Genomic DNA, 23,054 nt, shown 5'->3' on the forward strand with positions numbered 1-23,054 from the left:
CCGTCAGGCCTGCGGCTCGAACTCGTCGGGCGAGAACTCGTAGGCCTCGCCGCAGAACTCGCACGTCACCTGGATGCGGCCGTCCTGCGTGCTGTGGGCAAGGTCATCGGCCGAGAAGCCCTGCAGCACGCCGCGGATCTTCTCGCGGTTGCACGAGCAGTCGTCACGGACCGGCGTCGCCGGGAAGACCCGTACGCCCCGCTCGTGGAACAGGCGGAACAGGAGACGCTCGACCCCGACATCGGGATCGGCGAGTTCCGAGGGCTCGACGGTGCCGACGAGCGCCTGCACCTCCGTCCAGGCATCGTCCTCGGCATAGGCCTCGACCTCGGCGCCTTCCGGCGCATCGCCGCCCGGCAGGTCCGCCATGCGCATGCGCTCCGGGGCCTCGGGCAGGAACTGCGCGATGAGGCCGCCGGCGCGCCAGCCCTGCGAGAAGCCGCCGCCGTCCTGCCGGCGCGCGATGCGCGCGACCGCCAGACGAACCGTGGTCGGGATCTGCTCGGACTGGCGGAAATAGGTCTCCGCCACCGCCTCCAGCGAGGCGCCGGACAGTTCCACGATGCCCTGGTAGCGCTGCATGTGGGGGCCCTGGTCGATCGTCAGCGCGAGAACGCCGTTGCCGAGCAACTCGGCGGATTCGACCCGCTTCGCCTCGATCGCCTGCGCGAGGCGATCGGCGTCGAAGCGCGCATAGGCCCGCACGCTCGACGGCATGGTGAAATCGACCACGAGGAGGTCGACCGGCCCGTCGGTCTGCGTCTGCGCGATGAACTTGCCGTCGAACTTCAGCGAGGTGCCGAGAAGAACGGTCAGGACGATCATCTCGGCCAGCAGCCGGGCGACCGGCTCGGGATAGTCGTGACGCGCCAGGATCGCCTCGACCATCGAGCCGAGCTGCACGGCACGCCCGCGCGCATCGAGCGCCTCGACCGCGAACGGCACAACCGCATCGTCGCCGGCAAAGCCGAATTCGCCGAGTTCGGGGCTATGGTCAGCCATGCGCGGCCACCTCGCCGAAGGCCCAGGCCAGGATCGACTTCTGGGCGTGGAGGCGGTTCTCGGCCTCGTCGAACACCACCGACTGCGGTCCGTCGATCACCTCGTCGGTCACCTCCTCGCCGCGATGGGCGGGCAGGCAGTGCATGAAGAGCGCCTGCGGGTTGGCGCGGCTCATCAGCGCCGCGTTGACCTGATAGGGCATGAAGACGTTGTGCCCGCGCGCCTCGGCCTCGCGGCCCATCGAGACCCAGGTGTCGGTGACGACGCAGTCGGCGCCCGACACGGCGTCCTCGGGGTCGCGCGTCAGATGCAGGCGCGTGCCGGCGGCGCGCGCACGCTCGACATAGCGCGGATCGGGGTCGGAGCCCTCGGGGGTCGCGATGCGCAGCGAGAAATCGAAGGCGCCCGCCGCCTCGATCAGCGAGTTGAGGACGTTGTTGCCGTCGCCGGTCCAGGCGAAGGTCCGGCCCTTCACCGGCCCGCGATGCTCCTCGAAGGTGAGGAGGTCGGCCATGATCTGGCAGGGATGCGTGTCGTCGGTCAGAGCGTTGATCACCGGCACGGTCGCCGCCTCGGCCATTTCCAGAAGGCGGGCGTGCTCGGTGGTGCGGATCATGATCGCGTCGACATAGCGCGACAGGACGCGCGCCGTGTCGGCGATCGTCTCGGCGCGGCCGAGCTGCATTTCCGATCCCGAGAGGAACAGCGTCTCGCCGCCGAGCTGGCGCATGGCGACGTCGAACGACACGCGGGTGCGCGTCGAGGGCTTCTCGAAGATCATGGCGAGCACCCGCCCGTCGAGCGGCTTCGGCCCGGCGCGGCCGAGCGCCTTGCGTTCGCCCGCATCATCGAGGATGGCGCGCAGATCGCCCGCCGACATGGCCGACAGGTCGAGGAAGTGCCGGGGCGACTGGATCAGGGCGCTCATGCCGCGGAGCTTTCGCTGGAGCCGGCCGACAGTTCGGCGCAGGCCGCCTCGATCCGGTTCATCGCCTCGCGCACCTCGTCCGCGCTGACGACCAGCGGCGGCAGGAAACGCACGACGTTGTCGCCGGCGGGGGCCGCCAGCATCTGATGGCGGCGCAGCGTCTCGACGAACTGGCCGTTCGGCACGCGGGGCTTGAGGCCGATGAGAAGCCCCTCGCCGCGCACCTCCTCGACGATATCGGGGAAGCGATCCTTCAGCGAGGCGAGGCTCTGCTTGAAGAGGAGCGCCGTATGGCGCACCTCGTCGAGGAAGCCGTCGGCAAGGATGACGTCGAGCACGGCATTGCCGACCGCCATGCCGAGCGGGTTGCCGCCGAACGTGGTGCCGTGGGTGCCGGCCGTCATGCCCTTGGCGGCTTCCGCCGTGGCAAGGCACGCGCCAAGCGGAAAGCCGCCGCCGATGCCCTTGGCCGAGGCCAGGATGTCGGGCTCGACCCCTGCGTTCTCGTAGGCGAAGAAGCGGCCGGTGCGCCCGACGCCGGTCTGCACCTCGTCGAAGATCAGCATCAGGCCCTGCTCGTCGCAGAGCGCGCGAAGCTGGCGGAGGAACTCCGGCGCAGCGGACCGCACGCCGCCCTCGCCCTGGATCGGCTCGATCAGGATGCCGGCCGTCTCCGGCCCGACGGCGGCGCGCACCAGCTCGATGTCGCCGAAGGCCACCTGGTCGAAGCCCTCGACCTTCGGGCCGAAGCCCTCGAGATACTTCTTCTGGCCGCCGGCCGCGATGGTCGCGAGCGTCCGGCCGTGAAAGGCGCCCTCGAAGGTCACGATGCGGAAGCGCTCGGGATGCCCCGAGACGTACTGGTAGCGCCGCGCGGTCTTGATGGCGCACTCCAGCGCCTCGGCGCCCGAGTTGGTGAAGAACACCTTATCGGCGAAGGACGCCTCGACGAGACGCGCGGCCAAACGCTCCTGCCCCGGGATCTGGAAGAGGTTCGAGACGTGCCAGAGCCGGGCGGCCTGCTCGCTCAAGGCGGCCACGAGGTGCGGGTGCGCATGGCCCAGCGAATTGACGGCGATGCCGCCGGTGAAGTCGAGGAACCGCCGGCCGTCCTCGGTCACGAGCCACACGCCCTCACCTCGCTCGACGCGCAGGTCCGCACGGGCGAAGGTGGCGAAAAGCGGGTTGTCGTGCTCGGACATGGGGCTGACTTCTTCGGTTTTCCCGGAATGGGTTCGGGGCGACGGCACATGGCGGCCCGCATGGGGGCTTGCCGCCGTGCCGCCCTCACGGTGGACGGGCCCTCGGCAGCGGCCCGCTATACCATGTCGCAACGCGGGATTGTCAATCGAAACCCCGGATTTGCGGCCGTTTCGCCCGCTCGCGCCGATGCATTGACCTGTTGAAAAACCGCAAAAGCGATTCGTGCAACACTGTGCGCACCTTGCCACAGCGCCCCGCCACGCGTTAAATTGGGTCTGGACACCATATTTCGTGCGACGAGACCGGCTGTCTACCAGATCTGGTGGTTCGAGGATCGTCCTCTGTCATGCTGCGTGGATCGGTGGCGCGTCGCATGGGTCAAGAATTAGGAGTCAGTTCATGAGCTGGACCGACGAGCGGATCGATCTTCTCAAGCAACTGTGGGGCGATGGCCTGAGCGCCAGCCAGATCGCCGCGCAACTGGGCGGCGTCACCCGCAACGCCGTGATCGGCAAGGTCCATCGCCTGAAGCTCGACAGCCGCCTCAAGGCCTCTGCGCCGCTCGAGGCGGTGGTCGCCCCGCGCGCCGTCCGGCCGGTTCTCGTCGAGACGATGCCGGACGAGGTGCCGGCGCCGCGCGTCCTGCCGGTGCAGGCCCCGACGGTCGCCGTGATCACGCCGGCCGTCGCCGCGGCTCCGCGCCCCGTCCGGCCTGCGACGCTCGGCGCGACCGCGCTGAAGATCGAGGTCGAGCCGGAAGAGCAGGAGGAGATCGTCGGCCGCGCCACGGTGCCCCACGGTCCCGGCGAGGTGGTGCCGATCTCGCGCAACCTGACGCTCGTCCAGCTGTCGGACCGCACCTGCAAGTGGCCGCTCGGCGACCCGCTGTCGGACGAGTTCCGCTTCTGCGGCAACAACGCGCCGGACGCCTCGCCTTACTGCCAGTATCACGCGCGCATCGCCTTCCAGCCGGTCTCGGAGCGCCGCCGCGTCCGCTGACGGGTTCGCCGTCCACGAAAAAGGCCCCGCCATCGCGCGGGGCCTTTTCGTTTTCAGGGAACCCTTGAGTCATTCATGGCCGCGGACTGGCATGGGCCGGGCGCTTGCGCTATGGGGGCGCCCATGACCCAGGACACTCTCCCCGACCGCCTCGCCATCGATCCCGACAGCCCGTTCCACAACGAGGAACTCCTGTCGCAGGGCATCGGTATCCGCTTCAACGGCTCCGAGAAGACCAATGTCGAGGAGTATTGCGTCAGCGAAGGCTGGATCAAGGTCGCGGCCGGCACGGCGCGCGACCGCAAGGGCAAGCCGATCCTCCTCAAGTTGAAAGGGACCGTGGAGCCCTTCCTGAAGGGCGACGCCGCCTGACGATCCGATGCGGGACGGCCGGAACCCGGCCGCCCGCCGAACTGCCTCGTCAGGCCGTCAGACGGCTTCCGGGCGAACGCTCGACGCGCGCGGCGCGGCGGCCGTGAACGTCTCGTCCAGCGCATAGCCCGCGCCGCGGACGGTGCGGATCGGATCGCGCTGGCGACCGCGGTTCACGGCCTTGCGCAGGCGTCCGACATGGACGTCCACGGTGCGCTCGTCGACATAGATGTCGCGGCCCCAGACGCCGTCGAGCAGCTGCTCGCGCGAGAACACGCGGCCCGGCGACTGCATCAGGAATTCCAGAAGCTTGAACTCCGTCGGCCCGAGCTTCAGCTCGCGGCCCGCCCGGCGAACGCGATGCGTCTCGCGGTCGAGGTCGATGTCACCGGCGACGAGCTGCGAGGAGATCCGCTCCGGCTTCACCCGGCGAAGCATGGCGCGCACGCGGGCCATCAGCTCCGGCGTCGAGAAGGGCTTCACGACATAGTCGTCGGCACCGGTCGACAGGCCGCGCACGCGCTCGGACTCTTCGCCCCGCGCCGTCAGCATGATGATCGGCAGCCGTTCGGTCTCGGGCCGCGCGCGCAGGCGCCGGCAGAGCTCGACGCCCGAGAGGCCCGGCAGCATCCAGTCGAGGAGGAGGAGGTCGGGCACCTGCTCCTTGAGCCGGAGGTCCGCCTCGTCGCCGCGCGCGATCGTGTCGACGGCATATCCCTCGGATTCCAGGTTGTAGCGCAGGAGGATCGAGAGCGCCTCCTCGTCCTCCACCACCGTGATGCGCGGCGCCATGGTCAGGCGCCCCGCAGGCCGACCGGCGCGACCAGGGTCGGGGTCGAGTCGCCCTTGGGACGCTCGATCTCCATCTGGCTGCCGGTCTTGATGTAGAAGATCGTCTCCGCGATGTTGGTCGCGTGGTCGCCGATGCGCTCGATGTTCTTGGCCGAGAAAAGCAGATGGGTGCAGGCGGTGATGTTGCGCGGATCCTCCATCATGTAGGTCAGGAGTTCGCGGAAGATCGAGGTGTAGAGCGCGTCGATCTCCTGGTCGCCCCGGCGGATCGCCTCGGCGCGCAGATGGTCGCGCGTCGCATAGGCGTCGAGCACCTCCTTCAGCTGGCCGAGCGCCAGTTCGGACATGTGCTCGATGCCGCGCACGAGCTGCACCGGCTGGGTGTGCTCCTGCGTGGCGAGGACACGCTTGGCGATGTTCTTGCCGAGATCGCCGATGCGCTCGAGATCGTTCGAGATGCGGATCGCGCCGACGATCTCGCGCAGGTCGTGGGCCATCGGCTGGCGCTTGCCGATGGTCATGATCGCGTGCTCGTCGATCTCGCGCTGGGCGGCATCGAGGAGGACGTCGTCGGCGACCACCGACTGGGCGAGCCCGGCGTCCGAGCGGATCAGCGCCGAGACGGCCTGCTCCACCATGCGCTCCGCCTGGCCGCCCATCTCGGAGATGCGGCGCAGAATGAACTTCAGTTCCTCGTCGTAGGACGTGACGATATGGTGTTCCATGACGCGTCTCCCTTCATGGATTGGGGCCGCCGCCCGGTTGTGCCTCGATCCGGTCAGCCGAAGCGGCCGGTGATGTAGTCCTGAGTCCGCTTGTCGTCCGGATTCTGGAACATCTTCTCGGTCGGGCCGACCTCGACGATCTTGCCCAGGTGGAACATCGCGGTGCGCTGCGAGACGCGGGCCGCCTGCTGCATCGAGTGCGTGACGATCACGATCGTGTAGTTCTGGCGCAGCTCGTCGATCAGCTCCTCGACGGTCGCGGTGGCGATCGGGTCGAGCGCCGAACAGGGCTCGTCCATGAGGATGACCTCGGGGCTCACGGCGATCGCGCGGGCGATGCACAGGCGCTGCTGCTGGCCGCCCGACAGGCCCGTGCCGGGATCGTGGAGCCGGTCCTTCACCTCCTCGAAAAGGCCCGCCTTGCGAAGCGAAGTGACGACGATTTCCTCGAGGTCCGTCTTGGACTTGGCAAGACCGTGGATCTTCGGGCCGTAGGAGATGTTCTCGAAGATCGACTTCGGGAACGGGTTCGGCTTCTGGAACACCATGCCGACGCGGGCGCGGAGCTCGACGACGTCGATGCCCGAATTGTAGATGTCCTCGCCGTCGAGCGCCACGAGGCCCTCGACGCGGGCGCCGTCGACCGTGTCGTTCATGCGGTTGAGCGTGCGCAGGAAGGTCGACTTGCCACAGCCGGACGGGCCGATCAGCGCGGTCACCTGCCGATCGTAGACATCGAGATCGACCGAGAAGAGCGCCTGCTTGGGGCCGTAGAAGACCGAGACGCCCTTGCCGCGCATCTTGGCGGCGGGGGTCTTGCCCGCGGCCGCCGGGGCGGCCGCCTTGATCGGAAGCTGTTCCATCATGAGTTTCGCCTCTACCAGCGCCGCTCGAAGCGGCGGCGAAGAATGATCGCCGTGATGTTCATCACGGCCAGGAAAAGGAGCAGCACGATGATCGCGCCGGAGGTGCGCTCAACGAAGGCGCGCTCGGCCTCGTTCGCCCACATGTAGATCTGAACGGGCAGCGCGGTGGCCGGGTCCATCGGCGTCGCCGGATAGTTGGCGACGAAGGCCACCATGCCGATCAGGAGAAGCGGCGCGGTCTCGCCGAGCGCGTGGGCAAGGCCGATGATCGTGCCGGTGAGAATGCCGGGCATCGCGAGCGGCAAGACATGGTGGAACACCATCTGCATCTTCGAGGCGCCGAGGCCGAGCGCCGCGGCGCGGATCGAGGGCGGCACCGCCTTGAGCGCCGCGCGTGTCGCGATGATGATCGTCGGCAGCGTCATCAGGGTCAGCACCAGGCCGCCGACCAGCGAGGCCGATCGCGGCAGGCCCATGTAGTTGACGAAGATCGCAAGGCCGAGGAGGCCGTAGACGATCGAAGGCACGGCCGCGAGGTTGTTGATGTTCACCTCGATGAAGTCTGTGAAGCGGTTCTTCGGCGCGAACTCCTCGAGGTAGATCGAGGCGGCGACGCCGATCGGCAGCGCCAGCGCCAAGACGATCGCCATCATGTAGAGCGAGCCGATGATCGCCACGCCGACACCAGCCGTCTCGGCCCGCGACGAGGCGCCGAAGGTGAAGAGGCCGGTGTTGAAGCGCTGCTCGAGATCGCCCGACTGCTCGAGCGTGCGGATCCATTCGAGCTGCTTGTCCTTGATCGGACGGCGCTCCTCGGGGATCGACAGGTCGAACTGGCCCTTCACGGCCGAATCCACGGTCGAGTTGGCGTAGAGCCAGACGTCCTGCGTGGTGCCGATGACGGACAGATCCTCCATTACCATGCCGCCGAGCTGCGTGCGCACACCCTGCGAGACAAGCTGGGTCGCGGCCGCGACGTCGGCGCGGTTGTTCGGGTCGATGCCGAGACGCTGGACCAGCGCGTCCTGAACGAGCTTGGGATAGTTGGCGAGGCGCAGGGCCTGCATGTCCTTGCCGCCCGTGTTCTTCGGGTCGATCACGCTTGCCGAGAAGGTGATCGGCAGGCGGATCTGCGTCTGCCAGAAGGCCGTGTAGCCCTGGCTGATCACCGTATAGAGCAGCGTCGCGAGGAAGATCATGCCGATCGCGATCGCCGAGATGCCGTAGGCCTTGAAGCGACGCTCGGCGGCGTAGCGCTTTTTCAGGCCGATGTCGCGGCGCGGCGGCGCCTTGGCGTCGGCGACCGCACGGCCGCCGGTGGGGAAGGTCGCGTCGCTCATCAGTCGTACTGCTCCCGATACTTGCGCACGATCGCCAGCGCGATGACGTTGAGGACGAGGGTGATCGCGAACAGCGTAATGCCGAGCGCGAAGGCGACGAGGCTCTGCGGCGAGGTGAAGTCGAGATCGCCGGTCAGCTGCGAGACGATCTTGATGGTGACCGTCGTCATCGCCTCGAACGGGTTGGCGGTGATGTTGGCGGCGATGCCCGCAGCCAGCACCACGATCATGGTCTCGCCGATGGCGCGCGAGGCGGTGAGGAGGAGCGCCGAGACGATGCCCGGAAGCGCCGCCGGAAGCACCACTTTTTTCACCGTCTCGGACGGCGTCGCGCCGAGGCCCAGCGAGCCGTCGCGGAGCGAGCGCGGCACGGCGGTGATGATGTCGTCCGACAGCGACGACACGAAGGGGATCAGCATGATGCCCATCACGAGGCCGGCGGTCAGGATCGACTGGGCCTGGATGAAGCTCGAATAGTCGCCCGTCAGGAGGCCGTTGATGTCGGCCGAGAGGTCGCGCAGGAACGGACCGACCGTGATCAGGGCGAAGAAGCCGTAGACGATGGTCGGGATGCCCGCGAGGACCTCTAGGAGCGGCTTCACCACCGACCGCACGCGGTTCGAGGCGTATTCCGCCATGTAGATCGCGGCGAACAGGCCAACCGGCACCGCGAAGAGCATCGCGACGAAGGCGATGTAGAGAGTGCCGAGAAGAAGCGGGATGAGGCCGAACTGGCCGGTCGCGGTCGACCCGGCGGCCGCGAAGCGCGGCTCCCAGACGGTGCCGAAGAAGAAGCTCGACGGCGGCACGCGGCTGAAGAAGTCGATCGATTCGAACAGCATCGAACAGACGATGCCGACCGTCGTCAGGATCGCGATCGAGGAGCAGAGGACGAGGAACGACTTGACCACCCGCTCGACCTGGTTGCGGGCGCGAAGGCGCACGGCGACGCGCCGCAGCGCGAAGACGAGGCCGGCGACGGCGACCGCCAGGACGAGAACCGTCATCGCGAGGCGGCTCGTGTCTTCCAGCCGATTGCGCTCGAGCGCCTGGCGGATCATCGAGTCGGTCGCCTCGGTCGGCACCGGAATGCCGCGCCGGGCGAGCATCGGGCGAAGGTCCGCGACGTTGATCTGGTCGAGGTTCTCGCGCTCCTCGGGCGGAAGGAGGCGGATGCCCTCCCCGATCGAGCGCACGAGGCTCGCGCGGAGCGTTGGCGCCAGGTTCGTCTCGGTCGCGGTCGCGTCCGGCACGACGACGAGGCTCGTCACCACGACGGGCGAGACGGCGAGCCAGATCGCCATCAGGAGGAGCGCCGGGATCGTCGTCGCCATGGCGGCGTAGACCCCGTGATAGATCGAGCGGGAATGCAGCTTGTCGGTGGACGCGGCGGCGAGCATGGCGCTTCGTCGGCGTGCCAACACGAAACCGACGGCGCCCAGCGCCAGCACGGTCAGAACGATTGCAAGGATGGACACCGTCCCGCGTCTCCCGACAGGATGAACGAACGAAACGGCCCGGAAGTCCGGGCCGCCGAGAAGAACGACGCGGCCCGCATGAGGCCGCGTCGCGAAAGTCCGGTCAGCCGCCGATCGTGGTGCCGGCCGCGAACTTCTGGCGGGCTTCCTCGCGCTGGGCGTCCGGCGCCGGGACGAGGCCGTACTGGGCGAGCGGGCCGTCCGGGCCGATCATCTGCTCGGACAGGAAGAAGTCGACGAACTCGGACAGGCCCGGAACGACGCCGATATGCGCCTTCTTCACGTAGAAGAAGAGCGGGCGCGACACGGGGTACTCGCCCGAGGCGACGGTGGCGACCGAAGGGGTCACGCCGGCGACGGTCGCGACCTTCAGCTTGTCTTGGTTCTGCTCGTAGAAGGCGAGGCCGAACACGCCCATGCCCTGCGGGTTGGCGGCGATGCGGGCCAGGGTCTCGGTGTAGTCGCCCGCGATGTCGGTCGCCTTGCCGTCGTTTCGGACCTGGTGGCACTGCGCGGCGGCCGCCTTGTCGTCCATGCCGGCGGCCTTGAAGGCCTCCAGGGCGCCCGAGGCCTTGCAGCCGGCGTCGAGGACCTTCTGGTCGAAGACTTCGCGCGTACCGTGGTTCTCGGCCGGGATGAAGGCGGCGATCGGCTGGCTCGGCAGCGACGCGTCGGCCTCGTTCCAGGCGGCGTTCGTGTTGTCGACGACCTTGCCGTCCTTGACGATCTTGGCGGCGAGCGCGTTGAAGACCGCGGTCGGGGTCAGCGCGAAGCCCGGGCCCTGGGCGGCCGAGGCGAAGACGATGCCGTCATAGCCGAAGCGCACTTCCTGGATGTCGTTGACGCCGCCGTCCATGCAGGCCTTCTTCTCGGAGTCCGAGATCGGGCGCGAGGCGTTGGCGATGTCGACGGTCGCCGGGCCGACGCCCTGGCAGAACTGGCGGAAGCCGCCCGAGGTACCACCCGACTCGACCACCGGGGTCGGGAAGTCGGGATAGACCTCGCCGAAGTTCTCGGCGACGATCTGCGCATAGGGCAGAACCGTCGAGGAGCCGGCGGCCTGCACGGGCTCGGCGGACTGCGCGAAGGCCTGGCTGGAAAGGGCGAAGGCAGCGCCGAGCGCGAGGCCGGCAAGCGTCTTGTTCAACACGAGGTTGTCTCCGTCATGGAGTTTCAAAAGCGAACCGCCCGACTTCGTCGAGTCTGCGGTACCGGTTCGCCGCTTGGTCTATCGACCCCGCGCAACTCCTATATGACAACAGCATATGCAATTTATGACAGTGCAACCCGCTGTTATCGCTCGGGTTTATCGAACGCATCCAGAAAACGGACGAAACGGACCGAGAAGGTCGCGCCCTTTCCGGGCTCCGAGGTGATGGCGAGCCGCGTGCGGTGCCGGGTGAGGACATGCCGCACGATCGACAGTCCGAGACCGGTGCCCGGCTTCCCGGTACTCCCCTCCTCCACGCGGTAGAAGCGCTCGGTGAGGCGCGGCACGTGCTCGGCCTTGATGCCCTTGCCGAAGTCCCGGACATAGGCCTCGACGCCTTCGCCGTCGCGCCGCAGGCCGATCTCGACGCGTCCGCCGTCGCTGCCGTACTTGCAGGCGTTCTCCATGAGGTTGGCGAAGACCTGGATCAGCTCGTCCCGGTCGCCATTGACGAGCACGCCGTCGCCGTCGAGCCCGACGAGCTGGATCGCCAAACCGCTCTCAGTGGCCTGAGGCCCCAGCTGCCGCGCGACGGTGCGCAGGACATCGGCGATGTCGGCCGCCTCGTTGGCCCGCAGGCGCCGCCGCGTCTCGATGCGCGACAGGGACAGGAGGTCGTCGATCAGCCGCGACATGCGCCGCGCCTGATCCTGCATGATATCGAGAAAGCGGGCGCGCGCGGCGGCGTCGTCGCGAGCCGGCCCCTTCAGCGTCTCGATGAAGCCGGTGAGCGAGGCGAGCGGCGTGCGCAGCTCATGGCTGGCGTTGGCCACGAAGTCGGTGCGCATTCGTTCCAGCCGCCGCGCCTGCGTGAGGTCGCGCAGGAGGAGCAGGAAGAACGGCGGACGCGCCTCGCCGGCAAGGCGCAGCGGCAGGATGTCGATGCCCCAGGACCGGTCGGTTGGCAGGCGCTCGGTCAGTTCCTCCTGCTCGGCTTCGTCGTTCTCGACCGCCCGCTCCAGGGCGGCCAGAAGATCGGGCGCGCGAAACCGCATGGCGATCGGATCGCCGAGCACCAGCGGCCCGAAGGCGCGTATCGCGCCGGCATTGGCATAGCGCAGCGCCAGCGTGCGATCGACGACGAGGGCCGGCTCGCGGACCGCCTCGACGACGCTCTTGACGCTCGCGTCCGGCCAGTGCGGCTGGCGCCGCGTGCGCGCGCCTTGGGTGCCCTTCGGCAACGTCCGGTTCGCGCTACGCAGGAGAAGATGGAATACGAGACCCGCGACGACGAAGACGATCGCCATCGGTCGCACCGCGGGCGTGGTGACGGCCGCCGCCACGAGGCCGGCCGCCCAGATCAGCGCCGGCGCGTATCGCAGCCAGCGCCGCGCGGTGTCCCTGGCGGAGCGTCCCGTCTCGTCCACGCGTCACCTTGTGCGTTTGAAAGGGAGAATCAGCCGACGCGGCGAAGGCGCAGCGAGAAGACGTCGACGTCGTTGGTGGTGCCGTTGACGCCCGGCTCGATGGCGATCGAGGCCGGCGAGCGGGCATCGGCCGGCACGGGAACGTCGAAGATGAAGGCTTCCTCGGTCATCGTCGTGGAGAAGCTCTGGCGCTCGCAGAGGCTCGTGCCGCCGAAGAGGCAGCGCACCGAGAACTCGCGCGGCGAGCCGTCGGGCGAACCGGCCGTCACCTCGATGCGGACGTTCGAGCCCGCGATCTCGCCGACGACGCCGGGACCGATCGCCATCAGGACCTCGCCCTCGCCGGTCGTCGGCCCGGAGACGCGCACGGCGTCGCGCCCGCCCGAGCGGGGCGCCGCCTCGATGCGACCGCCTTCCGGTGTCGACAGGCTTTCGAGGTCGTCGCCGTCGAACACGGTGATCCATGACAGGGCCGACGTCTCGGGGGACGCCGAGGACGTCTCCGGACCGGAGCCACGGATCATGCCGCCGACGAGATAGGCAAGAAGCGCCAGCACCACCGCGAACGCGACCGCCGCCACCAGCACGGACCGGGCGGAGCGCACAGGCCTTGCGGGTTCCTGCAGCGGCCGATCGCCGCCCGGCGTCCAGGCGCCCTCGCCCGCTTCGGCGTCGGATCGTGCGGGGTCGAAGGCCCGTGGGTCGCGAGGTCCATCGCCGAACGCGGCCTCGTCGTGCGTGGATGGGGGCATGGGCGGGATGAAGCCCGGATCGGCCTCGGCTTCCGCGATGGCCGACGTCGACGGCCAGTCGGCATAGTCGGCCTCGACGCGGTCGATCGTCTCGGCGAGCTTGGCGCGCTGGGCGCCCGCTTCCTCCTCGCTGCCGCCGCGCGTTTCCAGCATCCGCTCCAGCGCGCGCTCGGAGGCGGCATAAATGCTTTCCCGGAAGGCCGGATCGCTCGCGTCGCCACCCGCGAGGGCGCGTCGCAGGCTGTCTTCCATTGCGCTCATGACATCTCCCGGCCGATCGAGGCGACACCGTCGCGACGGTGCCTCGGCATCGCATCTGGATAGCGAATGCGGCGGAATGGAGCAATCGCATGCCGCGGGGCGCTCCGGTGCGGCGCAAGGCCCCGGACCGCTTCGGCCTTTCCTTTCCGCCGGCGCGCCCGACCTTTTGCCGACGAACCAGCCAACAGCGTGCGAAATCGACCCTCATGCCGCCCTCGAACGCCACGCCCAACCCGATCGGCCAACATGGCGTGATCGGCGACCTGAAGACGCTCGCGCTGGTGGCGCCCGACGGGCGCATCGACTTCCTGTGCCATCCCAACGTCGATTCGCCGACGCTCTTCGCCAGCCTGCTCGACCCCGAGAACGGCGGCGAGTTCCGGCTCTGGGCGATGGCCGAGGGCATGGGCCAGAAGCAGATCTACCTGCCCGACACCAACATCCTGCTCACGCGGTTTCTCGGGCCGAACGGCATCGGCGAGATCTCGGACTTCATGCCGCTCGACGGATCGGGGCGCATCGTGCGCCGGGCGAAGGCGATCATGGGCCGCGTCACCTTCGCGCTGCGCCTCGACCCGCGGCCGGAATATGCGAGCCTGCGACCGGCCATGTCGATCGACGACGGCACGGCGCGGATCGCCTGGTCGCGCGACGACGGGACGCCCCAGACCATGTGGCTCCACACCTCGCTTCCCCTGCGGATCGAGGACAACACGATCGTCGGCGAGATCACGCTGAAAGAAGGCGAGACCGTCTTTGCCATCCTCTGCCCGGGCCACGAAGGCTGGGACGCGCCCGACATGGACTACGTGCGCGCCTCGTTCCGTGAGACGCGGGCCTACTGGCACGACTGGGTGTCGCGCGGACAGTATCCGACCTTCTGGCGCGAACTCGTGGTGCGCTCGGCGCTGACGCTGAAGCTTCTCACCTCGGCGGAGCACGGCTCGATCGCGGCCGCCGCGACCTTCGGCCTTCCCGAGGTCGTCGGCGGCGAGCGCAACTGGGACTACCGCTTCTGCTGGGTTCGTGACTCCGCCTTCACGCTCTATGCCCTGTCGCGCCTCAACTACTACGACGAAGCGGAGGCCTTCATCCACTTCCTGATGGAGCGGGTGACGGTCAGCGACGGCGACCGGTCGGGCCTGCAGATCATGTACGGCATGGACGGGCGCGCCGAGATACCGGAGGCGGAACTCCCGCACCTGTCCGGCTACGGCGGCTCGAAGCCGGTGCGCGTCGGCAACGGCGCCTTCGACCAGCGCCAGATGGACATCTTCGGTGAGTTCATGGACGCGGTCTACATCGCGACGCGCGCGCGGGGTAAGCCGAGCTATTCGGTCTGGGCGAAGCTCGAGGGCCTGATCGACTGGCTCTGCGTCAACTGGCGCCTGCCCGACCGCGGCATCTGGGAAAGCCGCGGCGAGGACAAGGAATATCTGTCGTCGCGCCTGATGTGCTGGGTGGCGATCGACCGCGCCATCCGCATCGCCACGCGCGAGTCGATGCCGGCCGATCTCGTCGCCTGGCGCCAGCAGCGCGACGCGATCCAGAGGACCATCGTCGAGGAGTTCTGGAACCCAGAGATCGGCGCGTTCACGCAGTTCCGGGGCGGCGACACTTTGGACGCCGTCGTGCTCCTGATGCCGCTCGTGCGCTTCATCAACCCGCGCGATCCGATGTGGGTGTCGACCTTGAAGGCGGTGCGCGAGAACCTCGTCCACGACTGCCTCGTGAAGCGCTACGTCAACGGCCCGGAGAACGACGACGGGCTGGAGGGCGAGGAAGGCTTCTTCTCGATCTGCTCGTTCTGGTACGTCGAGGCGCTGGCACGCACCGGCTACGTCGCGGAGGCGCGGCTCCTGTTCGAGAAGCTGCATTCCTACGCCAACCATCTCGGCCTCTACGCCGAGGAACTGTCCACCGACGGGCAGCATCTCGGCAACTTCCCGCAGGCGCTCACCCACCTGTCGCTGATTTCGGCCGCCATCTGGTTGAACCGGGCGCTGACGGCCGACAGATCGGACCCCCACCATGCCGGCTTCCAGATGATCGAGGACCCCGATGGCATCTTCTGACCTTCTTTCGCTCGCCGGCCAGGTGGCCGTCGTCACGGGCGCTTCGGCCGGCATCGGCCAGGCCTGCGCGGTCGAACTGGCGCGCGCGGGCGCCGACGTCGCGGTGAACTACCACGGCTCGCGCGAGGGCGCCGAGGAGACGGTCGCCCTGATCGAGGCGCTCGGGCGACGCGCGATCCCGGTGCAGGGGGATGTCGGCACGGAGGGCGACGTCGCGCGCCTCTTCGACGAGGCGGAACGGCAGTTCGGACCGGTCGACATCGCCGTGTCCAACGCCGGGCGCCAGAAGGACGCCGCCCTCACCGACATGACGCTCGACGACTGGAACGCGGTGATCGGCACCAACCTTACCGGCGGCTTCCTGATGGCGCGCGAGGCCGTGCGCCGGTTTCGCGCCAAGGGACGCCGCCCGGAGGTCAGCCGCGCGCTCGGCAAGCTGATCTTCGATTCCTCCGTGCATCAGCGCATTCCCTGGGCGTTCCACGTCAACTACGCGGCGTCCAAGGGCGGGCTGAAGCTCCTGATGGAATCGGTCGCCCAGGAGGTCGCCTCCGAGGGCATCCGCGTCAACGCGGTCGCGCCCGGCGCCATCGCCACCGCGATCAACCAGTCGGAGCGCGAGAAGGCGGGAGGCATGGACGCGATGCTGAAGCTCATCCCCTACGGGCGGGTCGGCGATCCCGAGGATGTCGGACGCGTCGTCGCGTTTCTCGCCTCCGATGCCGCGGACTACATCACCGGGCAGACGCTGTTCGTCGACGGCGGCATGGCGCTCTATCCCGGCTTCAAGGGCAACGGCTGACACGAAAAAGGGCGGCTCAGGGCCGCCCTTCACATCGCTCGAACGAGGGGACCTGCGTTCAGCGCAGTTCGTCCTCTTCCTCGTTCTCCTCCGGCTCGGTGCGGCGCATCGAGGTGAGCTTGGCGAACACCGCGGCAGCATCGAGCTCGCCGTCCTCGCGCGCGCCGGAGCGGTAGTTCTGGGTCTGCGCGGCCGACAGCAGGCGCTCCTCCTCGGCCACCTCCTCCGGACGCGGCATGCCGCGCGAGGCCTTCTCGACCTCGAGGTCGAGATCGATCTGCGAGCAGAGGCCGAGCGTCACCGGGTCCATCGGCTGGAGGTTGGCCGAGTTCCAGTGGGTGCGCTCGCGGATCTGCTCGATCGTGTGCTTGGTGGTGCCGACGAGCCGCGAGATCGCCGGGTCCTTCAGCTCGGGATGGTTGCGCACCAGCCAGAGGATGGCGTTCGGGCGATCCTGGCGCTTGGAAACCGGCGTGTAGCGCGGCCCCTTGCGCTTGGCTTCCGGCACGCGCACCTTCGGCGGCGCGAGCTTCAGGCGGTACTTCTCGTCCTTCTCCGCCCTGACGATCTCGTCGCGCGTGAGCTGGCCCGTGATGATCGGATCCATGCCCTTGATGCCCTGCGCCGCTTCGCCGTCCGCGATCGCCTTCACCTCCAGGGGGTGCAGGGTGCAGAACTCGGCGATCTGGTCGAAGGACAGGGACGTGTTGTCGACGAGCCAGACGGCCGTGGCCTTGGGCATCAGAAGCTGCTGAGCCATGGATATAGGTCTCCTGTAGGCCGGCCCCGGTCAGGCAGGCTGTGGTCACGCCACGAATTCCGGAAATCGACGCTGACTATAGGCATGCGCCGCGCGCTTCGCAAGGAACGATGCGCGGTACCAGGGCCAGCGGTCGTTGTCCGCCCTACTCGGGCGACGCGACGAGGACGATCTTGCCGATATGGTCGACGTCCATATGGGCATGCGCTTCCGACGCCTTCTCCAGCGGATAGGTCGTGTCGATCAGCGGCTTCACGCGCCCCTCCGACAGGAGCGGCCAGACCTTCGCCTCGAGCTCGGCGGCGAGCGCCGCCTTGAACGCCTTGTCGCGCGCGCGCAGCGTCGAGCCGGTCAAGGTCAGGCGCTTGCGCATGATGGCGAAGAGATCGACCTCGCCCTTGCGCCCGTTCAGATGGGCGATCTGGACGATGCGGCCGTTGACCGCCGCCACCTCGATGTTGCGGGGCAGGTAGTCGCCGCCGATCATGTCGAGCGTGAGGTCGATGCCGCGCCCGTCCTGCCAGTCCTTCAAGGCGGTCGCGAAATCCTCCTGCCGATAGTTTACCGCGCGGTCGGCCCCGAGGCGACGCGCGGCCTCGGCCTTATCGTCGCTGCCGACCGTCGTCGCGACGTGGGCGCCGAAGGCGTGGGCGAGCTGGATCGCCACCGTGCCGATGCCCGACGTGCCGCCGTGGACGAGGAACGTCTCGCCGGCCTTCAGCGCGCCGCGCTGGAAGACGTTGTGCCAGACCGTGAGGAAGGTCTCGGGGATCGCCGCCGCCTCGACGAAGCCGATGCCGCCCGGAATCGACAGCACGGCCCCCTCGTCCGCCAGGGCGAACTCGGCGTAGCCGCCGCCGGACAGGAGCGCCATCACCCGGTCGCCCTCGCGCCAGCGCGACACGCCCGGCCCGACCGCCGCCACCGTGCCGGCGACCTCGAGGCCCGGCCAGTCCGGCGCGCCGGGCGGCGGCGGGTAGGCGCCCATCCGCTGGAGAACGTCCGGCCGATTGACCCCGGCCGCCCGAACCGCGATCAGCACCTCGCCTGCGCCGGGTTGCGGCACTGAGGCACGGCGGGGTTTCAGGACCTCGGGACCGCCGTGGCCGTCGAGGGCAACGATCGTCATGTCGGTTTGGGTCGTCATCGGGCGTGTCTCCTTCAACGGGCACGACACTTAACGCGGCGTTGGCAAATGTCTGTCCCCGGTTAACCCCTCGTTCACCATTCCGGCGCATAGTCGGGGCAGTCCAGATTGCTTTGGATGGCGACCTTGCCGGTTGTCGAATCTCCCTGTTGAACTTCAAGAGCCGCCCCGTGCGGCTCTCTTTTTGTCCGCATCGTGGACTTTCCACATGCTTTCCGGCCGTTAACTATCCTGAGGCAGCGCGGCTTGCGGAAGGGAGCCGGGCAGTGGATTCTAGCGGTAACAGGGCAGCGACGCGCGTTCGGACGAAGCGTCGCCTGCAACGATTCGCTTCCAGATCGGTTTTCCCGCGCATGACACATTCAGTTCTCGATCACAGCGATTCAGCCCGGACGATCAAGCTGGCGGAGCGGCTTGCGTTCTCCTCCAACTTCCAGCCGATCTTCGACGAGGGCATGACGCTGGTCGACGAGACCGCGGCCTATCTCGACGGCGACGGACGGCGCGACGCGCGCACGATCTCGCGCGGCGCCTCGACGCTCTATGCCGCCGAATCCATGCGCCTTACGACACGGCTGATGCAGGTGGCGTCGTGGCTTCTCCTGCAGCGCGCCGCCAACCAGGGGGACATGTCGCGTGCGCAGGTCGAGGCCGAGAAGGTCAAGGTGCGGCTCGACGGGATCGGCGGCGGCGCCGACTCGCCCTTCTACGACGAACTGCCCGAAGCGTTCCGCGACCTCGTCGAGCGCGCGGTGATGCTGGAGCGCCGCGTCGCGATCCTCGACCGAGAGATTTACGGCGAGCCGCAGCCCGAGGCCTCGAGCAACCCCGTGGGCGAGCAGATGCACCTCCTGCGGACGGCCTTCGCCGTCTGAGCCCCTTTCCCCGCGAGATACGCGAGGGCGCGTCGGATCACGGTCCGGCGCGCCCTTTTCGTTTGCGCTGCGGGCAACAAAAAACCCGGCCGGAGCCGGGTCTTTCGAGAACTCGCAGACAGGTCGGCAATCAGATGCCGAGGCCCTCGTAGCGCTTCTTGAAGCGCGACACGCGGCCGCCGCGGTCCAGCATCTGCTGGTTGCCGCCGGTCCAGGCCGGGTGGCTCATCGGGTCGATGTCGAGGTTGAGCTTGTCGCCCTCGGCGCCCCAGGTCGAGCGGGTCTGGTACTCGGTGCCGTTGGTCATCACGACCGTGATCGTGTGGTAGTCGGGGTGGATGTTCTGCTTCATCTCTTTGTTCCCAGCTTCACGCGCTCGCACCCACTGAGGTCCCAAGTGATTGCCGCCGGCGGGGTGCCGGGTGGACATTTCGACCAAGGACCGGAATGAGGAGCGCGATCGCTTTCAAATTCAAGGGCGAGCCTATACATCAGGGCCCGATAGCGCACAAGGGCCGCGCAGGCGGTCGCAAGGGACAGCCGATTTGCGAAACGGAACCGCCGAGAAAGCCGGCAGCGGGGCGTCCCGCCGCACGCTGAAGCCGCTGGCGCGCCTGTGGCCCTACATGATGGAGCACCAGGGCCATGTGGCCGCCGCGCTCTTCTTCCTGGCGCTCGCCTCGGTCACCACCCTGTCCCTGCCATTGGCCGTGCGCCGCGTGGTGGACCACGGCTTCGCCTCCGCCGACGCCGGCTTCGTAAATACCTATTTCGGCATGCTCGGCGTTCTGGCGCTCGTCCTCGCGCTGGCGAGCGCCGGGCGCTACTACTTCGTCATCACGATCGGCGAGCGGGTGGTCGCGGCGCTCCGCAAGGACGTGTTCGCCCATGTCCTGACGCTGTCGCCTGCCTTCTACGACAAGAACCTGTCGGGCGAGATCGTCTCGCGCCTCACCGCCGACACGACGCAGATCAAGTCCGCGGTCGGCGCCACCGCCTCGCTCGCGCTGCGCAACTCGATCCTCTTCATCGGCGCCGCCGCCATGATGGTGGTGACGAGCCCCGGCCTGTCGGCCATCGTGCTCGGCGCCATTCCGCTCATCGTCCTGCCGCTCGTCGCCTTCGGCCGTCAGGTGCGGGCCCGCTCGCGCGCCGCGCAGGACGTTCTTGCCGGCGCCAGCGCCTATGCCGGCGAAGCGATCGGCTCCGTGCGCGCCGTGCAGGCCTTTACTGCCGAGGGCGAGGCGCGCGGCCGGTTCGATGCGGCCGTCGACGACGCCTTCGAGGCGGCCCGCCGCTCGGTCTCGGCGCGCGCCGCGCTGACGGCCTTTGCGATCTTCCTCGTCACCGCCTCGATCGTCGCCGTGCTCTGGGTGGGCGCGCAACAGGTGATCGGCGGCACGATGACGCCGGGCACGCTCGGGCAGTTCCTGCTCTACGCCGTCTTTGCCGCGTCCAGCCTCGGCCAGCTGTCGGAGGTTTGGGGCGAGCTGACGGCGGCGGCAGGCGCCACCGAGCGCCTGTCAGAGCTTCTGGAGGACCGGCCGGAGATCGCCGATCCCACGGCGCCCCTCCCCCTCCCCGCGCGCGCGCTCGGCGCTGTGCGCTTCGAGGACGTCGCCTTCCACTATCCGACCAGCCCCGGCCGCGAGACGCTGCGCGGCCTGTCCTTCGATGTGCGGCCCGGCGAGACCGTGGCGCTGGTGGGCGCCTCGGGTGCTGGCAAGTCGACGATCTTCTCCCTGCTCGAGCGCTTCTACGATCCGACCGCCGGCCGCATCACGGTCGACGGGATCGACATCCGCCTTGTCGGGCTCGAAGCGCTCCGTCGCCGCATGGCGCTGGTGCCGCAGGACGTGACGGTGTTTGCGGGAACGCTCGCCTCCAACATCGCCTTCGGCCGGCCGGAGGCGAGCCGCGCCGAGATTGAGGCGGCGGCCGACGCCGCGCTCGTGACGCCCTTCGTGCGCCACCTGCCGGACGGCTTCGACACGGCGGTCGGCGAGCGCGGCATCACCCTGTCGGGCGGCCAGCGCCAGCGCGTGGCGATCGCCCGCGCGATTCTGCGCGATGCGCCGATCCTCCTCCTCGACGAGGCGACCTCCGCGCTCGATGCCGAAAGCGAAGGCCTCGTCCAGAAGGCGCTGGACCGGCTGATGCAGGGCCGCACGACCCTCGTGATCGCCCATCGCCTCGCGACCATCCTGAAGGCCGACCGCATCCTCGTGGTGGATGCCGGGCGGATCGTCGAGGAGGGAACGCATGCCAGCCTGATCCAGGCGGGCGGCGCCTATGCCCGCCTCGCGCGCCTCCAGTTCGGCGCGGCGGAAGCCGCGCTGCGAGGGGCCGCCGAATAAGGTCCCGTCCGAGAAAAATAGGTCAGCATTATTGACATATTTTCTCGCCGGGTGTGAAGCAGGGTCAGGAGGACAGACATGACCCTGACCGATCTCTTCGCCACCCGCTCCAGCCGCATGAAGGCGTCCGAAATCCGGGAGTTGCTGAAGCTCCTCGACCAGCCGGACATCATCTCCTTCGCTGGCGGCATTCCCGACCCGTCGCTGTTCCCCCACGATGCGTTCCGCCGGGCCTACGCCGAGGTTCTCGGCGGCGCCGCGGCCAACGCGGCACTGCAGTATCAGGTGAGCGAAGGCTATCTGCCGCTGCGCCGCTGGCTGGCCGCTCACATGACCGATCTCGGCGTGCCGTGCGACGAGGGCAACATCTTCATCACCTCCGGCTCGCAGCAGGGGCTCGACTATCTCGGCAAGCTGATGCTGTCGCCCGCCGATACGGCGCTGGTGACCTGGCCGACCTATCTCGGCGCGCTGCAGGCGTTCAACGCCTACGAGCCCACCTATGCGCGCCTCCAGCCGAATGGCGGCAACACGACGCCGGCCGAGTACGCAGAGGCCGCCGCCGCGGCTGGCGGCCGCGTCAAGTTCGCCTATCTCGTGCCCGACTTCGCCAACCCGACCGGCGAGACGCTGACCCGTGCGCAGCGCGAGGGGGTGCTCGACCTCGCCGCCGAGCTCGATTGCGCCGTGATCGAGGACGCCGCCTATCAGGCGCTGCGCTACGACGGCGAGCCCGTGCCGCCGATCATCGCGCTCGACTGCGCCCGCTCCGGCGGTCTCGACGCCGCGCGCACCATCTATTGCGGCTCCTTCTCCAAGATCCTCGCGCCCGGCCTTCGGATGGGCTGGATCTGCGCGCCGCGCCGCATCGTGGAAAAGCTCGTCCTGATGAAGCAGGCGGCCGACCTCCACAGCCCCTCGATCAACCAGATGGCGATCCTGCACGTCGCCGAGACAAGCTACGCCGCGCAGGTCGAGACGGTCCGCCGCATCTACGGCGAGCGGCGGAACGCCATTCTCGCCGCGCTTGAGGCGGCGATGCCCGTCGGCGTCGAGTGGAGCCGGCCGGAGGGCGGCATGTTCATCTGGGTGACGCTGCCGGACGGCATCGACACGACGGCGCTTCTGGCGCGCGCAGTGGCGGAGGAGCGCGTCGCCTTCGTGCCGGGCAGCGCCTTCTTCGCCGACGGCTCCGGCCGCAACACGCTCCGCCTGTCATTCACGCTGGCGGACGAGCGCGCGGTGACGGAAGGCATCCCCCGCCTCGGCCGCCTGATCCGCGACGAGCTGGCGCGTCGCTGAGGCCGCGCCAGGCCCCGACGACGCCCCAGTCCGCCCCATCAGCCCGACATCTCGCCGGGCCGGAACACGCGCAGGCGGAACGGACCGGGCAGCGAGGCGACGGCGGTGTAGCCGAAGTCCATCTCGGTCGGCGCCTGAAGGACGGCAAGCCCCTTCTCCTGCCAGCCGGCATGGTGTTGGTCGACCGCCTCGCGCGTGTCGACGCTGATCGACAGCTCGCTGTTCTCGCCGCGCGGCTGCGGTGCCGGCTCCACGCCGTCGGCGCGCCAGAAGCCGAGGCGCATGCCGTCCAGCACGAAGAGGACGAAGGTCGGCGACCGCTCGACGGGCGCGAGGTCGAAGAGGGCTTCGATCGCTCGGGCCGAGTCGGCAGGATTTTCGACGTAGAAGAGGAGGTAGGGGGTCATGACGGGCTCCGTTCGGGTTGAACGTCCCCTGCCT

General features: G+C 68.7%; 22 protein-coding genes. 7 read left to right on the forward strand and 15 right to left on the reverse strand.

The features are described 5' to 3' along the window. Positions 1 to 3: 3 nt before the first annotated feature. From ACLNGM_RS20990 to ACLNGM_RS21000, 3 genes are read right to left on the reverse strand one after another with little or no spacing between them, the layout of a single operon-like run. Entirely contained in the window at positions 4 to 1,002 is a 999-nt protein-coding gene (locus ACLNGM_RS20990) for an Hsp33 family molecular chaperone (RefSeq protein ID WP_416356440.1), read from the reverse strand. Then, complete coding sequence (gene argF, locus ACLNGM_RS20995; protein WP_416356441.1) at positions 995 to 1,930, reverse strand: ornithine carbamoyltransferase; 936 nt, start codon at positions 1,928 to 1,930, stop codon at positions 995 to 997. Before argF ends, ACLNGM_RS20990 begins: the two co-directional genes overlap by 8 nt. Then, on the reverse strand, positions 1,927 to 3,132 hold the full coding sequence (locus ACLNGM_RS21000) for an aspartate aminotransferase family protein (protein ID WP_090961718.1): 1,206 nt from the start codon (positions 3,130 to 3,132) through the stop codon (positions 1,927 to 1,929). Before ACLNGM_RS21000 ends, argF begins: the two co-directional genes overlap by 4 nt. 400 nt (positions 3,133 to 3,532) lie before the next feature. On the opposite strand from ACLNGM_RS21000, the gene ACLNGM_RS21005 reads away from it, so the two are divergent. Next, positions 3,533 to 4,132 carry a GcrA family cell cycle regulator gene (locus tag ACLNGM_RS21005; RefSeq protein WP_416356442.1) on the forward strand — a complete coding sequence of 200 codons (600 nt, stop codon included), beginning with the start codon at positions 3,533 to 3,535 and terminating at the stop codon, positions 4,130 to 4,132. Between the two features lie 123 nt (positions 4,133 to 4,255). Next, entirely contained in the window at positions 4,256 to 4,504 is a 249-nt protein-coding gene (locus tag ACLNGM_RS21010; RefSeq protein ID WP_090961724.1) for a DUF3297 family protein, read from the forward strand. Between the two features lie 57 nt (positions 4,505 to 4,561). Here ACLNGM_RS21010 and phoB read toward each other — a convergent pair whose 3' ends face one another. From phoB to ACLNGM_RS21050, 8 genes are all read right to left on the reverse strand, one after another. After that, complete coding sequence (phoB, locus tag ACLNGM_RS21015) at positions 4,562 to 5,296, reverse strand: phosphate regulon transcriptional regulator PhoB (RefSeq protein WP_416356443.1); 735 nt, start codon at positions 5,294 to 5,296, stop codon at positions 4,562 to 4,564. Positions 5,297 to 5,298: 2 nt separating this feature from the next. After that, positions 5,299 to 6,021: a phosphate signaling complex protein PhoU gene (gene phoU, locus ACLNGM_RS21020; RefSeq protein ID WP_090961730.1), complete on the reverse strand. Its 723-nt coding sequence runs from the start codon at positions 6,019 to 6,021 to the stop codon at positions 5,299 to 5,301. 53 nt (positions 6,022 to 6,074) lie between these two features. Continuing rightward, positions 6,075 to 6,884, reverse strand: coding sequence for a phosphate ABC transporter ATP-binding protein PstB (gene pstB, locus ACLNGM_RS21025; RefSeq protein ID WP_416358511.1), 810 nt, complete (start codon positions 6,882 to 6,884; stop codon positions 6,075 to 6,077). 14 nt (positions 6,885 to 6,898) lie between these two features. After that, on the reverse strand, positions 6,899 to 8,227 hold the full coding sequence (gene pstA / locus ACLNGM_RS21030; RefSeq protein ID WP_416356444.1) for a phosphate ABC transporter permease PstA: 1,329 nt from the start codon (positions 8,225 to 8,227) through the stop codon (positions 6,899 to 6,901). Continuing rightward, positions 8,227 to 9,705, reverse strand: a complete 1,479-nt coding sequence (pstC, locus tag ACLNGM_RS21035; RefSeq protein ID WP_416356445.1) for a phosphate ABC transporter permease subunit PstC — start codon at positions 9,703 to 9,705, stop codon at positions 8,227 to 8,229. The genes pstA and pstC overlap by 1 nt, the downstream gene beginning before the upstream one ends. Positions 9,706 to 9,808: 103 nt before the next feature. Beyond that, positions 9,809 to 10,852 carry a PstS family phosphate ABC transporter substrate-binding protein gene (locus ACLNGM_RS21040; RefSeq protein WP_416358512.1) on the reverse strand — a complete coding sequence of 348 codons (1,044 nt, stop codon included), beginning with the start codon at positions 10,850 to 10,852 and terminating at the stop codon, positions 9,809 to 9,811. A gap of 146 nt (positions 10,853 to 10,998) precedes the next feature. Next, positions 10,999 to 12,282 (reverse strand): ATP-binding protein, encoded by a 1,284-nt coding sequence (locus ACLNGM_RS21045; protein ID WP_416356446.1) that lies wholly within the window; start codon positions 12,280 to 12,282, stop codon positions 10,999 to 11,001. Between the two features lie 29 nt (positions 12,283 to 12,311). Further along, a complete protein-coding gene (locus ACLNGM_RS21050) occupies positions 12,312 to 13,295 on the reverse strand; it encodes a hypothetical protein (RefSeq protein WP_416356447.1) in 984 nt (327 codons plus the stop codon). 206 nt (positions 13,296 to 13,501) lie between these two features. Between ACLNGM_RS21050 and ACLNGM_RS21055 the strand changes: the two genes are divergently transcribed. Both ACLNGM_RS21055 and ACLNGM_RS21060 read left to right on the forward strand, forming a co-directional pair. After that, the gene (locus tag ACLNGM_RS21055; RefSeq protein ID WP_416356448.1) at positions 13,502 to 15,370 is read left to right on the forward strand and encodes a glycoside hydrolase family 15 protein; all 1,869 of its coding nucleotides are present in this window, start codon (positions 13,502 to 13,504) and stop codon (positions 15,368 to 15,370) included. After that, positions 15,357 to 16,172 (forward strand): SDR family oxidoreductase, encoded by an 816-nt coding sequence (locus ACLNGM_RS21060; RefSeq protein WP_416356449.1) that lies wholly within the window; start codon positions 15,357 to 15,359, stop codon positions 16,170 to 16,172. The genes ACLNGM_RS21055 and ACLNGM_RS21060 overlap by 14 nt, the downstream gene beginning before the upstream one ends. Before the next feature lie 58 nt (positions 16,173 to 16,230). On the opposite strand, the gene ACLNGM_RS21065 is transcribed toward ACLNGM_RS21060, so the two are convergent. Together ACLNGM_RS21065 and ACLNGM_RS21070 are read right to left on the reverse strand one after the other, a co-directional pair. After that, a complete protein-coding gene (locus tag ACLNGM_RS21065) occupies positions 16,231 to 16,932 on the reverse strand; it encodes a DUF1013 domain-containing protein (protein ID WP_090961751.1) in 702 nt (233 codons plus the stop codon). Between the two features lie 145 nt (positions 16,933 to 17,077). Next, a complete protein-coding gene (locus tag ACLNGM_RS21070; RefSeq protein ID WP_416356450.1) occupies positions 17,078 to 18,079 on the reverse strand; it encodes an NAD(P)H-quinone oxidoreductase in 1,002 nt (333 codons plus the stop codon). A gap of 353 nt (positions 18,080 to 18,432) precedes the next feature. On the opposite strand from ACLNGM_RS21070, the gene ACLNGM_RS21075 reads away from it, so the two are divergent. Beyond that, positions 18,433 to 18,954: a DUF1465 family protein gene (locus tag ACLNGM_RS21075; RefSeq protein ID WP_090961754.1), complete on the forward strand. Its 522-nt coding sequence runs from the start codon at positions 18,433 to 18,435 to the stop codon at positions 18,952 to 18,954. Between the two features lie 130 nt (positions 18,955 to 19,084). On the opposite strand, the gene rpmE is transcribed toward ACLNGM_RS21075, so the two are convergent. Then, positions 19,085 to 19,306 (reverse strand): 50S ribosomal protein L31, encoded by a 222-nt coding sequence (gene rpmE / locus ACLNGM_RS21080; protein ID WP_055892581.1) that lies wholly within the window; start codon positions 19,304 to 19,306, stop codon positions 19,085 to 19,087. Positions 19,307 to 19,580: 274 nt separating this feature from the next. On the opposite strand from rpmE, the gene ACLNGM_RS21085 reads away from it, so the two are divergent. Continuing rightward, positions 19,581 to 21,311: an ABC transporter transmembrane domain-containing protein gene (locus ACLNGM_RS21085; protein ID WP_416358513.1), complete on the forward strand. Its 1,731-nt coding sequence runs from the start codon at positions 19,581 to 19,583 to the stop codon at positions 21,309 to 21,311. A gap of 78 nt (positions 21,312 to 21,389) precedes the next feature. After that, complete coding sequence (locus ACLNGM_RS21090) at positions 21,390 to 22,613, forward strand: PLP-dependent aminotransferase family protein (protein ID WP_416356451.1); 1,224 nt, start codon at positions 21,390 to 21,392, stop codon at positions 22,611 to 22,613. A 38-nt stretch (positions 22,614 to 22,651) separates the two neighbouring features. Here the strand turns inward: ACLNGM_RS21090 and ACLNGM_RS21095 are convergent, their stop codons facing one another. Beyond that, a complete protein-coding gene (locus tag ACLNGM_RS21095; protein ID WP_416356452.1) occupies positions 22,652 to 23,020 on the reverse strand; it encodes a drug:proton antiporter in 369 nt (122 codons plus the stop codon). Positions 23,021 to 23,054: the final 34 nt, after the last annotated feature.

Source organism: Aureimonas phyllosphaerae, assembly GCF_047943035.1.
In the GTDB taxonomy this organism is placed as follows: domain Bacteria; phylum Pseudomonadota; class Alphaproteobacteria; order Rhizobiales; family Rhizobiaceae; genus Aureimonas; species Aureimonas phyllosphaerae.

Coding starts and splice junctions, on each gene's coding strand:
- ACLNGM_RS20990 (WP_416356440.1), bottom strand. CDS start 1,002: ATGGCTGACCATAGCCCCGAACTCGGCGAATTCGGCTTTGCCGGCGAC.
- argF (WP_416356441.1), bottom strand. CDS start 1,930: ATGAGCGCCCTGATCCAGTCGCCCCGGCACTTCCTCGACCTGTCGGCC.
- ACLNGM_RS21000 (WP_090961718.1), bottom strand. CDS start 3,132: ATGTCCGAGCACGACAACCCGCTTTTCGCCACCTTCGCCCGTGCGGAC.
- ACLNGM_RS21005 (WP_416356442.1), top strand. CDS start 3,533: ATGAGCTGGACCGACGAGCGGATCGATCTTCTCAAGCAACTGTGGGGC.
- ACLNGM_RS21010 (WP_090961724.1), top strand. CDS start 4,256: ATGACCCAGGACACTCTCCCCGACCGCCTCGCCATCGATCCCGACAGC.
- phoB (WP_416356443.1), bottom strand. CDS start 5,296: ATGGCGCCGCGCATCACGGTGGTGGAGGACGAGGAGGCGCTCTCGATC.
- phoU (WP_090961730.1), bottom strand. CDS start 6,021: ATGGAACACCATATCGTCACGTCCTACGACGAGGAACTGAAGTTCATT.
- pstB (WP_416358511.1), bottom strand. CDS start 6,884: ATGGAACAGCTTCCGATCAAGGCGGCCGCCCCGGCGGCCGCGGGCAAG.
- pstA (WP_416356444.1), bottom strand. CDS start 8,227: ATGAGCGACGCGACCTTCCCCACCGGCGGCCGTGCGGTCGCCGACGCC.
- ACLNGM_RS21050 (WP_416356447.1), bottom strand. CDS start 13,295: ATGAGCGCAATGGAAGACAGCCTGCGACGCGCCCTCGCGGGTGGCGAC.
- ACLNGM_RS21055 (WP_416356448.1), top strand. CDS start 13,502: ATGCCGCCCTCGAACGCCACGCCCAACCCGATCGGCCAACATGGCGTG.
- ACLNGM_RS21060 (WP_416356449.1), top strand. CDS start 15,357: ATGGCATCTTCTGACCTTCTTTCGCTCGCCGGCCAGGTGGCCGTCGTC.
- ACLNGM_RS21065 (WP_090961751.1), bottom strand. CDS start 16,932: ATGGCTCAGCAGCTTCTGATGCCCAAGGCCACGGCCGTCTGGCTCGTC.
- ACLNGM_RS21070 (WP_416356450.1), bottom strand. CDS start 18,079: ATGACGACCCAAACCGACATGACGATCGTTGCCCTCGACGGCCACGGC.
- ACLNGM_RS21075 (WP_090961754.1), top strand. CDS start 18,433: ATGACACATTCAGTTCTCGATCACAGCGATTCAGCCCGGACGATCAAG.
- rpmE (WP_055892581.1), bottom strand. CDS start 19,306: ATGAAGCAGAACATCCACCCCGACTACCACACGATCACGGTCGTGATG.
- ACLNGM_RS21085 (WP_416358513.1), top strand. CDS start 19,581: ATGATGGAGCACCAGGGCCATGTGGCCGCCGCGCTCTTCTTCCTGGCG.
- ACLNGM_RS21090 (WP_416356451.1), top strand. CDS start 21,390: ATGACCCTGACCGATCTCTTCGCCACCCGCTCCAGCCGCATGAAGGCG.
- ACLNGM_RS21095 (WP_416356452.1), bottom strand. CDS start 23,020: ATGACCCCCTACCTCCTCTTCTACGTCGAAAATCCTGCCGACTCGGCC.